Here is a 14324-nt window from a genome sequence, read left to right on the forward strand (position 1 = left end):
AAAACAATATAATTATGAAATGGTTTACTTTAATATTATTATTGATTAGTACTACAAAAGTTGTGTCACAAATAAGTAATGTCGGTATTTTAAAAATTTCACCTTCAACAATTGTTTCGTTTCAAAATGAATATTCTAATAAATCTACTGGAACACATAATAATGAAGGGCAATTATACTTAAATAGTAACTTTATTAATAATGGAATTACTTCTGTTACTACTAGTGGAACAACCTATTTTAATAGTACAGTTAACACTATTCAAACAATTTCAGGAACAAGCAATATTGCAAATTTCTATAATTTAGAAATAAATAATATATTAAAAGGTGTTTCTGTTGCTAATAACTTTGGCTTAATAGTTAAAAATTCAGTTAACTTAAATAGTGGTGATTTACGATTAGTGGGTGAAGCACAATTAATACAGACCCATACTGGTGCAAATATTAATATAGCTAGTACAGGTAAATTATTAAAAGACCAACAAGGAGCTTCATCTGTTTTTGCTTATAATTATTATTCTTCACCTGTTACTAACAATACCAATAAGTTTTCGTTAAATGGTGGTATGTTTGATGGTTCAGATTCCGCATTAAATTCTTTTACACCTCAACAAATTTTATTTAACACTGGATCTCCATACAATGGTGCACCAGCCATATTAGATGGCAGTGGTAATGTAATTACATCCTTAAAAATCAATGACCGTTGGTTATATACCTATCCACAAAGCACAACTGGCTATTCTGGTTGGACTAAAATAGATCAAAACACTTTGATAAATCCTGGGTTAGGCTTTTCTATGAAAAACACAGGTATCGCTTCTCAAAATTATGTGTTTAAAGGCATTCCAAACGATGGTGATTATATTTTCTCTATTAACATTGGGCAAAGTGTTTTACTAGGAAACCCCTACGCTAGCTCTATTGATATTGACAAATTTATTAGTGATAACATATCTGTTTTAGATAAAGTACAATTTTGGGTAGACGGCGGCTCGTCATCTCATTATTTATCTGATTATTTAGGAGGCTATTCTGTATATAATTTAACAGGAGGCGTTGCGCCATCGATTATTTCATCTATTATGGGTGTTGGTACTTCAGCAGGTGTTATTCCCAAAAGGTACATGGCCGTTGGACAAGGTTTCTTTGTAGATGCAATTAGCACTGGAAACATTACTTTTAATAATACTCAACGATCCTTTAAAACTAAAAATGGCATTGATTCAAACTTCTATAAACTTGACAATAAAAATGATAATAATTCTCTTAATAATGATGTAACAAACAGGTATATAAGGATAGGATATGAGAATCCCGAAATGTTTCACAGACAATTATTACTTGGGTTTTTATCGGACCTATATGTCAACAAGAACTTTAATCTAGGCTACGATGCCTTTATGCCAGAACCAAGAGAAGATGAGCTGTTTTATATAATTGAAAATGACATAACAAAAAAATATGTGATACAAGGAACTGATTTATACAGCAATTTAAATGAGTTTCCTTTAGGCTTAATCATTAAACAACCTGGAAATCACACAATCATGCTTGATGATGTTGAGAATTTCACAGACACAATATTTATTAAGGATACTACTCTAAACATAACCTATAATTTAAGTGAAACGAGTATAAATTTAAACTTACCTCCTGGTGAATATTTGGATAGATTTAAAATGGTTTTTAAGCCAGCTGGAGCACTAAGCATCAATGAATCCTTTCTTAATACAATTACAGTTTATACCTCTAATAACAACCTAATTATTAGTAATAAAAAACTAATCGAATTAAATAGCATAGTAATTTTTAACACTCTAGGACAAAAAATCGTTAATGTAGAAAAAAACGAATTAAACAAAGAGCAAATAATACTTCCATTTTCTTATCAAAAAGGCATGTATTTAGTAAATATAGATTCAACCCAAGGTAAAAAAACATATAAAATAAAAAACTAAAAAACATGAAAACATCTTATTTGAATATTCAAATTCTTGTAACGATCTTATTTATAGTGATTAATAGCGCTGGCATTGCTCAAGTTGGCATTGGGACTATAACTCCTGATGCCTCAGCAATGTTGGATATTAATACTACTACAAAAGGTCTGTTAGCTCCTCGTATGACAACGGTACAAAAAAACGCTATTACTTCTCCTTCTAATGGGCTTATAGTGTATGACACCAATTTAGGGAAATTTAGCTATTACAATGGATCGACTTGGATAACTATAGCTGCAAATATTGAAAGAGATAATTACGTATTAGTTAAATCTGCAGCAGATTTGCCTGCGCCCAGTGCTGGTGTTATAACATTAATACCAGGCACGATGTACGAAATTAATGGATCTATAACATTAAGCAATAAAATTCAGTTAAATGGTTGCGAAGTTGCAGGTGCAGATTCAAATAATGATAAACTAATTTTTACAGGAACAGGTGCCTTATTTACTGGTACTAAAGGTGGAATTATTAAAAATCTAACTTTAATTGGAAACGGCACTAATTCATTGTTTAGTATGAATGACGCTACACAAACATTAAACTTATTTTTAAGAGGTTCTAATGTAGTAGGTTTTTCTTCCGTAGGAACAATTACTGGCTATAATTTAGTGTTGTTGGATTTAATAAGTTTAGCAAGTAATAGCAACGGGGTTACTTATACTAACAATAAAAATTTATTTTTATTAAACAATGTTTGGTTTAGCACAAATAGTGGAACTTTTTGCACTATGACGGGCACTTTTGATATTGTTGGGATTTCAGGAGGTGTTTATCACAACAATACTGGAACAGCTATTATGAATATAACTGGAATTACCAGTATTATACAAAGTGCACACATCAATGGAGTTTCATTCACAGGAACTGCCACTAGGTTAGTTGGTTCATTTTCAAACAAATGGGAAGTTGATACACCAGGATTAAAAACTGAAAAAGATGATGTAGCTACTGGCACTATTTATATTAGTACCCCTGTACTAACTTCCATTCCAAATGCCGATATTGCTGTAAAAGCAATGGGCATTACTGCAACAGAAAATTTATTTCGCTTTGACACCAACGGTGGAATAAATAATAGATTAAGATATACAGGTATAAAAACCAGAATTTTTTCTGTAGTTATATCTGCTTCGATAACATCTCCAAATAGCGGTCAAGTATTATCTATGTATATTGCTAAAAATGGTACAATTATAAATTCATCAAGAATTCAAAGAAAAATTAGCAATGGAGCTGATATTGGAGCAATTGCTGTAACGTGTACCGTCCAATTAAATACCAATGATTATGTAGAGTTATGGATTGCTAATAATACGGCAAGTAAAGATGCTACCATAGAATCAATGAATTTTAGAATAAATTAAGCTTAGGCTTATTTTGCCCATTATAACAAAAGGCTTCACATTTCTGTGAAGCCTTGTCTTTTCTAGTAGCGGGAACTGGACTCGAACCAGTGACCTTCGGGTTATGAGCCCGACGAGCTACCTACTGCTCTATCCCGCGATATGATTCCTTAACAACACACTTAGCTTTTAACTTTCGGTTCATAATGCCGACTGTACTGTTTTGGATTGCAAATATACAATGCTTTTTGGTTTCTGCAAGTATAAAATTAGAAAATATTATTACTCTAAGCTATCTGCCTGAAACTGTATCAATTCTGAATCATTAAACTTAACCAAAAACTGTAATTGGGTTACAACATACTTCACAATCTTCAACATAAACCAGATTAGATGCTGACGTGTCCAGAAGTACTGATATTATCTACCAATAATACAGACAAACAAAGTAATGCTCTAACATGCATTAATATTAAAACATTAAAGCCAACAAATTGCTGGCTTTAATGTTTATTTGATTTTAGTATAATTAATCTTTTTCAATATCTAAAATAGCAGTTGAATTATCCATTTGCATTTGTAAAATACTTGGCGGATTTTTCCCTGAAATACTTATGTATTCTTCATTCAATTGATTATCACTAACCATAATTGTATTTAAGTTTTTTAAGTTTATTAGGGCTAAAGGCAAATCGCCAGTTAGCTTGTTTGTAGATAATATTAACTCTTCTAAGTTTGTTAATTGTGCTAATTCTACAGGGATTTCTCCTTCTAGTTTGTTATCCATCAAGCTTAATTTTTCTAATTTATTCAAAGCTTGTATTTCTACTGGAATTGTACCTGTTAAAAAATTACTACCTAATAAAAGTTCTTTTAAGTTCGTTAATCCCATTAATTCTTGTGGAATATTACCTTCAAATTTATTACTATAAAGTTTTAAAGATTCTAGCTTTTTTAAGCTTCCAATTTCAGTAGGAATTGAACCTTCTAAGCTATTCATAAACAAATCTAACGATGTTAAATCTTGTAAATTTTGTATTGATGATGGAACTGTACCTGATAATTTATTAAAACCTAAGTTAATTTTCTTTAAATAAATTAAGTTCCCTATTTCTTGAGGTAAAACACCTTGCAGGTTGTTAAACTGTAAATTAATTTCAACAATTTTATCGTTTTCAACTTTAATACCATACCAAGAACTAATTGGCGCATCCAAGTTCCAAGTTGAATTCCATTGACTACCATTTGTTGCATTGTAAAGTGCAATTAATGCATCTTTTTCGTTTGAGGAAACACTAGCAAATGAGAATGCTGATACCAGTAAAGTAAGTATTGAAATTTTTAAGGTTTTCATGTTCGAATAAATTTGGGATTAATTCTACTACGAAAGTAACCAAGAAGTAGACTAAAAGCTATTTTATTCGATGAAATACATTAAATTTTAACAAACACTAATCGACGAACTGCTCAATCTCTAGCTGAATCTCTTCCCATTTATCCATTGCTTCTTGCAAATCGAATTTTAACTTTTGGTATTTATCAAAAAAATTGGGTTTGGATGATACTGCTTCGTAGTTTGCTTCTAGCTCAGCATCAATCTTTTTTATATCGCGTTCTAAACCATTTATTTCAGCTTCAACATTACTTAACCTATTGTTTAAAGACTTTAGCTTTTTTTGGTCATCATAAGATTGTTGTTTTTTTTCTTTAGGTGTTTCTTTAACTACGGTTCGTTTTTCAACTTCACGTAAACTTTCAACATTACGTTGTTCTAAATAATAATCAATATCACCTAAATACTCTTTTAGTTTATGGTCTTTAAACTCATACACGTTATTGGTTAACCCTTGAAGAAAATCACGATCATGTGATACCAAAATTAACGTGCCTTCAAACCGTTTTAATGCATCTTTAAGCACATTTTTAGATTTGATATCCAAATGGTTTGTTGGCTCATCCATTACCAAAACATTAAATGGTTGCAACATTAATTTTGCCAATGCCAAACGGTTTCGTTCACCTCCTGAAAGTACTCGAACATACTTTTCGGCTTCATCACCTCTAAATAAAAATGAACCTAAAATATCGCGCACTTTACTTCTATTAGTTTCATTCGCTGCATCAATCATGGTATCTAAAACGGTTTTATTTCCATCTAAATATTCGGCTTGATTTTGGGCAAAATAACCAATCTGCACATTATGCCCTAATTTTAAATGTCCTTCATATTTAATATCGCCAACAATAATTTTAGCTAGTGTTGATTTTCCTTGTCCGTTTTGACCAACAAATGCCGTTTTACTATCGCGTTCAACCAGTAAGCTAACGTTTTTTAAAACCTGATTATGTCCGTAATGTTTCGATACTTTTTCAATTTCAACCACTACTTTTCCTGGTGTAATTGATACAGGAAAATTAAGCGTCATCACACTATTATCATCTTCATCAACTTCAATCCTATCAATTTTATCAAGTTTTTTAATAAGCGATTGTGCCATGGTAGCTTTTGACGCTTTGGCACGAAACTTCTCAATAAGTTTTTCCGTTTGTTCTATTTGCTTTTGTTGGTTTTTTTGTGACGCTAATTGCTGTGTTCGCAACTCTTCACGAAGCACCAAATACTTTGAATATGGTTTTGGATAATCGTAAATTCTACCCAATGAAATTTCAATAGTTCTATTCGTAACGTTATCTAAAAACATTTTATCATGCGATACAATAGCTACAGCACCTGCATAGTTTTTTAAAAAGCCTTCTAACCAAATGATAGATTCAATATCTAGGTGGTTTGTTGGCTCATCCAGTAATAAAATATCATTATTTTGCAGCAATAGTTTAGCCAACTCAATACGCATACGCCAACCGCCTGAAAAAGTATCGGTTAGTTTATTAAAATCTTGTCGTTTAAAACCTAAACCTTGAAGAATTTTTTCGGTATCACCCTGGTAATTGTAACCACCTAAAATTTCGTATTGGTGTTGTAAATCGTTAATATCAACCATTAATTGGTGGTAACCATCACTTTCATAATCGGTACGTTCTGCCATTTGTGTGTTTATGGCATCCATTTTAGCTTCTAATTGTTTAATTTCTGTAAAGGCTTCATAAGCCTCTTCAAGTACCGTTCTACCTAAAACAAAATCTATATCTTGCTTTAAAAAACCAATTTTAAGTTCTTTATCGGCAGCTATTTGCCCCGTATCTGGTTCCATTTCTTTTGATAAAATTTTAAGCATGGTCGATTTACCAGCACCGTTTTTACCAATTAACCCAACACGATCGCCATTACTAAGTTTGAACGTAATATCCTCAAACAGATATTCGCCTTGAAATGAAATCGATAAATTATGAATATTCATCATAGAAATGTAACTTTTGCTACAGAACCTTACTTAATTAAACACTATTTTTGTTCTGTAATTGAAAACGCAAAAGTACATTAAATAATATGTTTAAAAAAGGCTCAAAATTATATAGTATTTTTACTGGTTCTTGCCCGAAATGCCACGAAGAATCGATGTTTAAAAACAAAAATCCATACATTCTTTCTGAAGCGTTAAGTATGAATGAAACTTGCAGTAATTGTGGTACAAAATATAAAATAGAGCCGTCGTTTTTTTATGGCGCTATGTATGTTAGTTATGCGGTAGGCATTGCATTTGCAGTTGCAGCTTTTGTAATTTCGTATGTGGTTTTTAATGCTGGTATTAATATGATTTTTATAGCTATTATTGGTACGCTAATAGTTTTTATGCCAATAATTATGCGTCTTTCAAGAAATATCTGGATTAACTTTTTTATGCATTATGATAAAGTATTAGCTAAGAAAAAATCTAATTAACAAAACGAGCAATATCAATTTCTTTATCTAAAGGCTGCTCATTTTCAATAAAATGATATAATTGTTGTGCTACATAAGGCCCAATCATAACACCACGCGTACCAAGTCCATTTAATACAAACATATTTTTATAAGTTGAATGCACGCCAACTAACGGACGTCTATCTTTAACCGTAGGCCGAATACCTGCTACTTGATTTACTACTTTAAACTCGCAGTTAATAAGTTTTATAAGCTTTCCTAAAAGTTCTTCTTTTGCTGCATCTGTAACTTCTGCACTTAAATCTTTCCATTCGTATGTTGCGCCAACTATATATAAATCGTTACCCAATGGAATTAAAAAAACACCTGCTTTTAAAACATAGTCTATTTTTAAATTTGGCGCATGTATGGTAAGCAATTCGCCTTTTGCTGGCACTAATGGCAAGTTTTTAAAATACGGGTTTTTACTAATACCAAAACCTTCTGCAAATACAATATATTTTGCTTTTATGTCTTTATATTGAACCAAGTCGGCTTCAAGTTTTAAATCACCATAATTAAAAACGGTTTCATAAAGCAATTCTTTATTCAACAAGTAGGCTTTATAAGCATCTATTAAGGCTTTTACATCTATTCTACCTGTTTTTAAAACTTCACCAAAACCAAAAGGTGCATCAATAGCATTGTTATTGTTTTTTACTATTTTAGGAGATAAATATTCTGAAAGTATTGGCTTATCGGAAGCTGTAAACCAATCATTTTGTTCTTCAAGTGATGCAAATTTTCTGTAAACAGGAATTTTATAATCTAATTTTACGTTTAACAAAGCCTCTAAATTGGCGTACATATGTAATGCCAAGTCTAGTTGTTCTTTACACATCCAAACAGGTGTAAAGCGCTTTAAAACTACAGGATTATACAAACCACCGGCAACTGTTGATGATTGCTGAGATGCATTATCAAACACCACAAAGGTTTTATTATTTGCTTTTAGTTGTTCACAAAAACTAGTACCTGCCAACCCAATGCCTACTACAATGTAATCTACTTGCTTCATGCTGCGAAGATAATTAGAATGTTGATTCCTGACTGCGAAGGAATAGCAAAAAAAAACGCCCACAATAATTGCGGGCGTTTTTTTTATTTTAAAGTGCAAAATTAATATGTCCACATATCTAATTCAAAATCTCTAATTTTTTCTTTAATTCTTTCAGATTCTAATAACTGCATCAATGCATTTTCAGATATATATTCAGTTACTGCTCTATCGCCTTGTACATTTTCTTCTTTATAAATATATCCTTGAAAACGTCTTGAATTCAACACATGGTCAAAAGAAAACGGCATAGAACTGTTTTTGTTATTAAATGATTTTGCTTCGTGCAATACACCTCTAGCATCTGGGTAAAATACCCAAAATAATTCTACTAAATCTGGGTTATCAGTATCTATAAAGTTAACATCTGGTGCAACTGGTGCTATTCCTAACAATCTGTATTTCATTTCAGCTTGACGCTTATCGAAATACCATAGTCCTTTAATGTGATATTCAGTTATATCAGCGGCCGTAATATCACGTCTGTTAATATATTCTGCTGAAAGCTCTTCATTAGCGTTTAATTGTTCAATACCTAACTCGGTTGTGTCAATTTTAACTAACGATGCTTCAATATCTTTTAAAGTACGTTTTGATTTAAAATAAGAATCATCATAAATGTTTTTTATTTTTCCGTCTTTAATGCTTTTCATAAGCACATCGTACAAACAGCGTCTATCACTACCAATGTTATTGGTATCAATAGGATAGTACAACGGAAAATTGGCACGCTCATCTAAAATAACTTTTTCCCAAGTCATTTTAGAAAACAGAATATCTCTATCATCAACATAGCCATATTCTAATGGTTTATCATTGTCGATTGCCTTTTGCGCAGCTGTTCTTACCCCAATTTCTTCTGGGCTTTTAGCATTTAGTATATTAGCTTGCGCAAACACACTTGATACTGTTAAAACAGTTGTAACGGTTAATAAAAAACTTTTTATTTTCATCTTATTATTATATTAATCACTAGGAATTTAACTAATTGTTATCCTAATATTTTAGTTTGTAAGCTCAATAAATACTGGAGATACTTTTTTAAGTATTACACTCACACCTTCAGCTTTAGCTTCAATATCAAATATTTGAACGCCTTCACCACGCTTAGCTTTAAGCAATGATGCTTTTGCTCTACTATCTAACTTGTTACCATTAACCTCAATAGTAGGTTGTCCTGGAACTTTAAATTTGAAACCTGTAACACGTAATGGTAATTCGAAATCGAAATCTTCAAATTTAGCACCTACGGTTGAAATTTCAAGTGCATTTCTTTGCATACTTAAAGAACCATCTTCACCTCTTAAAGTACCTGTTGGTTTAGGTAAATCTTTAATTCTGAATGTTGCTCTATCGCTAACAGGTTTTCCATCAGGTAATTTTCCTGTAACGTTAATAGTTACTTCTCTACCTTGTACTCTTGTTGCGTCCATAACATATTTACTGCCATTTATTCTGGTTAAACCTTGTGCAGAAGCTGTAACATTGTTATCTGGAATACCAGCAAATGAAATAGTCATTGGGTTTTGAACACCACGATATACTACGTTCATTTTATCAGCTGAAATAGTTGCTGAGTTTGGTTTAGCTACGGTTGCGAATGAAGATTTTACAGGAACTTTCGTTTCTTTACCATCTTCTAAGAAGATTAGGCTACCTTCAATTTTGTGTTCGCCAACACCACCTGTACCAATTTTCAACTTCACTTTACCATCTTCAATTGAATATTGACTAGCAGCTAAAGCTCTTCCATCTAAAGTTAATTCAACTCTGCTTGGTTTTGTTGAAGCATCTTTACGGCCTAATACTATTTGACCATCAAATTCTTCACCATTAAAATAAGCCGATTTAGATGTTTCCATCAAGGTTGTATAATTGGTCATAGACAATTGTATTGCCTGTGTACCAGCTAACATAGTTGATAGTACTTCTGCTTGCGTAGTTTTAATATCTGCTTGTAATTGTGTCATTTTTGTTAATGATGCTACTAAAGGAAATCCTTTATAGTGGTAATCTAACCAGCTTTGTTTGATACCATCTCTATTGGTAACATCATCTGTATTAAATTTCTCTTTAACATCATTAATAACGTTTTGCATACCTTTTTCGCCTGCTAAAATTTTAGCAACACCATCTCTGTAAGCGGCCATTTGTGCTAAAAACTCTTCACCTTCTGGTTTTAATTTAGCGCCTTTGAAGAAGTTTTCGTCAAGGTAATCACCTTTATCCATAACTTCATAATCTGTTGGGTCGTCTAGTTTTGCAACCATATTACCTTTCAAAGTTTCTAAATAGCTATCAAATTTTGCTGCTAGTGCACCAATTTGATCTGCTTTAGCTTTTAAAGACACATACTTCTCTGGTTGATCTGCAGCTTTTTGTTCTAAACTTGCCATGAAAGCTGTATTTCTTTCGCCTGTAGCTTGATTAGACTCGGTAAGCTTTTCGTTCATTAATCCGAATGCTGAAAGCACTTCTTTAGACATATTTAATGCAAGCATTGCTATAAATATTAAATACATCAGATTAATCATTTTCTGTCTGGGTGATAAATTTCCTCCTGCCATGTCTAATTAGGGTTTTTGGTTAATTATTAAAATTTGGGATTACCTCCTAATTAGTTTTTGTTCATTGCAGATAACATACCACCATATACGCCATTTAATGAAGATAAATTTGAAGCTAATGATTTCATTTGCTCTTTTAATTTTGCTGCATTTTCTACAGACTCTTCATTAATTGATGCTTGTTTGCTAGCGCTTTCTAATTGTACTTTGTATAAGCTATTTAAAGATTCCATTTGAGCTGCTGCTAAAGATAATTCTTCACTGTATTTTTTAGAAGCTTCTATAGAATTTGCACTAGATGACATATTTTTTGCTGCTCCTTCAAAGTTTTTAATACTTTCACCTAAACTAGCCATAAGTTCGCCATCAATTTTAGCGTCTTTTAATAAATCGTCTAGTTTTTTAGATAATAAACCTTGAGGGTTTTCATTTTTTTCTTTTTTATTAGCTTCTCCTCCTGCTAATTCTGGGTAAACCAAAGACCAATCTAATTCATTGTCTACTGGTTCGAATGCTGATAGTGCAAAAATAATTGCTTCGGTTACAAGACCTAAGGTTAACATGGCATTACCTGTTATTGGTCCAAATTCCATATGAGTAATTTTGAAAAGCGCTCCAATAATTACAATTGCCGCTCCTAATCCGTAAGCCATATTCATGAACTTTTTTTGTGCTTTTGACTGTGCCATAATTTTCGATTTTTAATTTAAGTAAATACTTAAGTAGGTTAATTAATAGGTTAAATTTATTATTGATTTGATTTGATTAATATGTATTCGTTTTATTTTTTCTTTCCAGTTACTTGTGTCCCCATGTAATCTTGAACTGTTCTAAAACCAATATAGCTTCTTGCAGAATCTGCATATTCGTAATCTCTTGAACTTACTTGTAAAAAATATGCTACATCTTTCCAAGAACCACCACGTACAATTTTACGTTGATTATTCTCATCATTTACGCTTGGATTTATGGTTGATGTAAATTCATAAGACGATGGATCGTATGATGCATTTACCCATTCTGCAACGTTACCAGCCATATTATATAAGTTATAATCATTTGGCTCATAAGATTTTGCTTCAACTGTATACAGTGCTTGGTCTGCAGCATAATCACCTCTTACGGGTTTAAAGTTAGCCATAAAGCAACCTCTGTCACTTTTAGTATATGGTCCACCCCAAGGATATGTTGCTGCTTGCAAACCGCCTCTGGCTGCATACTCCCATTCTGCTTCCGATGGTAATCTAAATGTATTTACCATTGCCGCACCTTTTCTTGATTTTTGGTAAGTGTTTTTCTTAATGGTTCTCCACTCGCAAAATGCTTTTGCTTGTTTCCAAGTTACACCTACTACAGGATACTCGCTATATGCATCGTGCCAAAAATAATCGTTGTGCATTGGCTCATTATAAGAATAAGCAAAATCTCTAATCCATACTGCTGTGTCTGGATACACTTCAACTTCTTCTTTTAATATTACGTCACTACGTTTTACACCTCTGTTTCTTGCTGCTTCTTGTATGTCCATATGACTATACTGAAACTTGAATTTTTTAACATCCCAAGTACGTTGCCCATTATAAGAATCTTCTAATGGCAAATACATAGTATCCATTACTTCGGTGTAGTATTCATCTGGATATTTAGACGTATCAAAAATTAATTCAATTTTTCGATTAATTTTTCTTCCTTCATAACCTGTTGGACCTAAACCTGTATAGTTTTCAAACATATACTTTTCGTAAACAGACATATTAGCTGTATCTGCATCTTTAAATGCATATTCACCAATACCTCCATCACCTGGTACTTTTCCAACTTCATCAGCTAAAACAGCTAATTTGTATCTTACGATAGAATCTCTAACCCAATTAACAAATTCACGGTACTCGCTATTTGTAATTTCTGTTGCATCCATGTAAAAAGCTCTAACAGTTGCGGTTTTAGCTGGTGCATCTTGAATGCCTGCTAAATCGTCGTCTGCTTTACCCATTATAAATGCACCACCTGGAATAAGTTCCATTCCATAAGGTTTTTCTGGGTGCCATTTTTTCCCTTTTACACCAACTAGTTCACCCTTATCATTTGAGCCACAACTAATAAGTAATGTTAATACTGCGGTTAATATTATAAACTTCTTCATATCCATAGAAAACTCGAGGTTAATTTTATAAGCTTCATTTTTGAGAGCGTAAACATATTTATATATTTTTTAAAAAACAACTTTTTAATTAAAAAAATTACATTTCATCGTAAAAAAATAACGTTTTACCGATGAAAAGAGCATTTAGGCAGTTTGTAATGTTAAATACAGTTCTTTTGAAATGCTTTATACCAACGTTCTGGTACTATATTATTACATGCATCTAGATAATCTTGGTGCATGCAAGGTAATAACGTATGCCTCTTTAATTTATTATTAATTTCTGTTAAAAAAGGTATTTCTATCCACCATCTTCCTGTTTTATTACTTTTATAAAAGACTAATTCTTGATCTTCAACTAGTGTTATAAACTTTTGATAGTTAGCATCGTTTGTAAAATTATCATCTTTTACTCTATAATTTACGCCTTCAATAAAATACCATAGCATTTGAGAGATTAACATAGACGTCATATCATCATCTTTTGATGGTTTATATTCATAAATACCAAAAGAACTTACTTTATTACTAATACCGGCATAACGTGCTATTGCGCAAATTTCTTTTCCATTTAATCCGTTAGGCGACAATTTTTGATTTAAACTTACTTCAGATCCTTTTAAAGAACTTAAATCGATACTTACAATATTGGCATCACGCATTACAGGTTCTACAATTGTAATGTCTTTTGAAATTTCACCTAAACGATATGACTCGAAGTACAAACTATCCATCAAATCTTTTTCTTCTTGCGAATTAAAATAGGTTTGATACCCAACGGTTGCGTAATTAAATAGATTATAAGGCTGGTCTAAAATTATTTTACCTACAAAACTATCGTTTTTTATTGGTTTTGTTGAATCGCCTAAATCGAACTTACAATCTACATTTACAATATTAACCATAGGCATAATGGTATCATAAGCCCTGTAATTTGGATAGGTTAAATCTTGTGTACCTCCTATTATAATAGGTATAATGCTTTTTTTAATTAAAATAGCAATTGTTGTTTTTAGGGCAAAATAGGTATCTTCAACACTTTCGCCTTTATTAATGTCTCCTATATCTGCGATATTAGTATTCCAGCTTCCAGGAAAAAGGCTATAAAACGTTTTTCTTATTTCGTTTAATTGAAATTCTTCACCTATATAATTGATGTCGTTTCTATTTTCTAGAACGCCTATAATTGCTATTTGAACACCTTCTAAATCTGGAACGCCTTTTTTTGAAGAGTGAATTTTTATTTTTCGCCCTAATGCTTGCATAGAAAGTAGCTCGTTATGAGCCAAAACTGCATCTGAAACAGGAGAGAGAAAATTAAAATTCATGTATTGAAATCTGGT

The 14324-nt window shown here is 31.9% G+C and carries 12 protein-coding genes and 1 tRNA gene; 3 read left to right on the plus strand and 10 right to left on the minus strand.

The genetic code is table 11. From position 1 onward, the window contains the following. The first annotated feature begins 14 nt into the window (after positions 1-14). The gene (locus ACFQ1R_RS03185) at positions 15-1964 is read left to right on the plus strand and encodes a T9SS type A sorting domain-containing protein (RefSeq protein WP_379924659.1); all 1950 of its coding nucleotides are present in this window, start codon (positions 15-17) and stop codon (positions 1962-1964) included. A 5-nt stretch (positions 1965-1969) separates the two neighbouring features. Next, positions 1970-3373, plus strand: coding sequence for a hypothetical protein (locus tag ACFQ1R_RS03190; RefSeq protein WP_379924660.1), 1404 nt, complete (start codon positions 1970-1972; stop codon positions 3371-3373). Between the two features lie 66 nt (positions 3374-3439). Here the strand turns inward: ACFQ1R_RS03190 and ACFQ1R_RS03195 are convergent. The 4 genes from ACFQ1R_RS03195 to ACFQ1R_RS03210 form a co-directional block, all read right to left on the minus strand. Then, a tRNA-Met gene (locus ACFQ1R_RS03195) sits at positions 3440-3512 on the minus strand. Positions 3513-3683: 171 nt separating this feature from the next. Continuing rightward, on the minus strand, positions 3684-3776 hold the full coding sequence (locus tag ACFQ1R_RS03200; RefSeq protein WP_379926301.1) for a CPXCG motif-containing cysteine-rich protein: 93 nt from the start codon (positions 3774-3776) through the stop codon (positions 3684-3686). Between the two features lie 105 nt (positions 3777-3881). Further along, the gene (locus ACFQ1R_RS03205) at positions 3882-4706 is read right to left on the minus strand and encodes a leucine-rich repeat domain-containing protein (RefSeq protein ID WP_379924661.1); all 825 of its coding nucleotides are present in this window, start codon (positions 4704-4706) and stop codon (positions 3882-3884) included. Positions 4707-4803: 97 nt separating this feature from the next. Then, a complete protein-coding gene (locus tag ACFQ1R_RS03210) occupies positions 4804-6714 on the minus strand; it encodes an ABC-F family ATP-binding cassette domain-containing protein (protein WP_379924662.1) in 1911 nt (636 codons plus the stop codon). An 86-nt stretch (positions 6715-6800) separates the two neighbouring features. Here ACFQ1R_RS03210 and ACFQ1R_RS03215 point away from each other — a divergent pair, with 86 nt between their 5' ends. Next, positions 6801-7193, plus strand: coding sequence for a DUF983 domain-containing protein (locus tag ACFQ1R_RS03215; protein WP_379924663.1), 393 nt, complete (start codon positions 6801-6803; stop codon positions 7191-7193). Here ACFQ1R_RS03215 and ACFQ1R_RS03220 read toward each other — a convergent pair. The 6 genes from ACFQ1R_RS03220 to ACFQ1R_RS03245 all read right to left on the minus strand — a co-directional run bounded on the left by ACFQ1R_RS03220 (position 7186) and on the right by ACFQ1R_RS03245 (position 14309). Beyond that, positions 7186-8232, minus strand: a complete 1047-nt coding sequence (locus ACFQ1R_RS03220; RefSeq protein WP_379924664.1) for an NAD(P)/FAD-dependent oxidoreductase — start codon at positions 8230-8232, stop codon at positions 7186-7188. The genes ACFQ1R_RS03215 and ACFQ1R_RS03220 overlap by 8 nt on opposite strands. Before the next feature lie 101 nt (positions 8233-8333). Continuing rightward, the gene (porN, locus tag ACFQ1R_RS03225; protein ID WP_379924665.1) at positions 8334-9224 is read right to left on the minus strand and encodes a type IX secretion system ring subunit PorN/GldN; all 891 of its coding nucleotides are present in this window, start codon (positions 9222-9224) and stop codon (positions 8334-8336) included. A gap of 51 nt (positions 9225-9275) precedes the next feature. Beyond that, entirely contained in the window at positions 9276-10838 is a 1563-nt protein-coding gene (gene porM, locus ACFQ1R_RS03230) for a type IX secretion system motor protein PorM/GldM (RefSeq protein WP_379924666.1), read from the minus strand. Between the two features lie 50 nt (positions 10839-10888). Beyond that, a complete protein-coding gene (porL, locus tag ACFQ1R_RS03235) occupies positions 10889-11527 on the minus strand; it encodes a type IX secretion system motor protein PorL/GldL (RefSeq protein ID WP_379924667.1) in 639 nt (212 codons plus the stop codon). Positions 11528-11619: 92 nt separating this feature from the next. Then, positions 11620-12981 carry a type IX secretion system lipoprotein PorK/GldK gene (gene porK, locus ACFQ1R_RS03240; protein WP_449288663.1) on the minus strand — a complete coding sequence of 454 codons (1362 nt, stop codon included), beginning with the start codon at positions 12979-12981 and terminating at the stop codon, positions 11620-11622. Between the two features lie 161 nt (positions 12982-13142). Beyond that, positions 13143-14309 (minus strand): formimidoylglutamase, encoded by a 1167-nt coding sequence (locus ACFQ1R_RS03245; RefSeq protein ID WP_379924669.1) that lies wholly within the window; start codon positions 14307-14309, stop codon positions 13143-13145. Positions 14310-14324 lie beyond the last annotated feature (15 nt).

This window comes from Mariniflexile jejuense (assembly GCF_042675665.1).
In the GTDB taxonomy this organism is placed as follows: Bacteria; Bacteroidota; Bacteroidia; order Flavobacteriales; family Flavobacteriaceae; genus Mariniflexile; species Mariniflexile jejuense.

Coding starts and splice junctions, on each gene's coding strand:
- ACFQ1R_RS03185 (WP_379924659.1), top strand. CDS start 15: ATGAAATGGTTTACTTTAATATTATTATTGATTAGTACTACAAAAGTT.
- ACFQ1R_RS03190 (WP_379924660.1), top strand. CDS start 1,970: ATGAAAACATCTTATTTGAATATTCAAATTCTTGTAACGATCTTATTT.
- ACFQ1R_RS03205 (WP_379924661.1), bottom strand. CDS start 4,706: ATGAAAACCTTAAAAATTTCAATACTTACTTTACTGGTATCAGCATTC.
- ACFQ1R_RS03210 (WP_379924662.1), bottom strand. CDS start 6,714: ATGATGAATATTCATAATTTATCGATTTCATTTCAAGGCGAATATCTG.
- ACFQ1R_RS03215 (WP_379924663.1), top strand. CDS start 6,801: ATGTTTAAAAAAGGCTCAAAATTATATAGTATTTTTACTGGTTCTTGC.
- ACFQ1R_RS03220 (WP_379924664.1), bottom strand. CDS start 8,232: ATGAAGCAAGTAGATTACATTGTAGTAGGCATTGGGTTGGCAGGTACT.
- porN (WP_379924665.1), bottom strand. CDS start 9,224: ATGAAAATAAAAAGTTTTTTATTAACCGTTACAACTGTTTTAACAGTA.
- porM (WP_379924666.1), bottom strand. CDS start 10,838: ATGGCAGGAGGAAATTTATCACCCAGACAGAAAATGATTAATCTGATG.
- porL (WP_379924667.1), bottom strand. CDS start 11,527: ATGGCACAGTCAAAAGCACAAAAAAAGTTCATGAATATGGCTTACGGA.
- porK (WP_449288663.1), bottom strand. CDS start 12,981: ATGAAGAAGTTTATAATATTAACCGCAGTATTAACATTACTTATTAGT.
- ACFQ1R_RS03245 (WP_379924669.1), bottom strand. CDS start 14,309: ATGAATTTTAATTTTCTCTCTCCTGTTTCAGATGCAGTTTTGGCTCAT.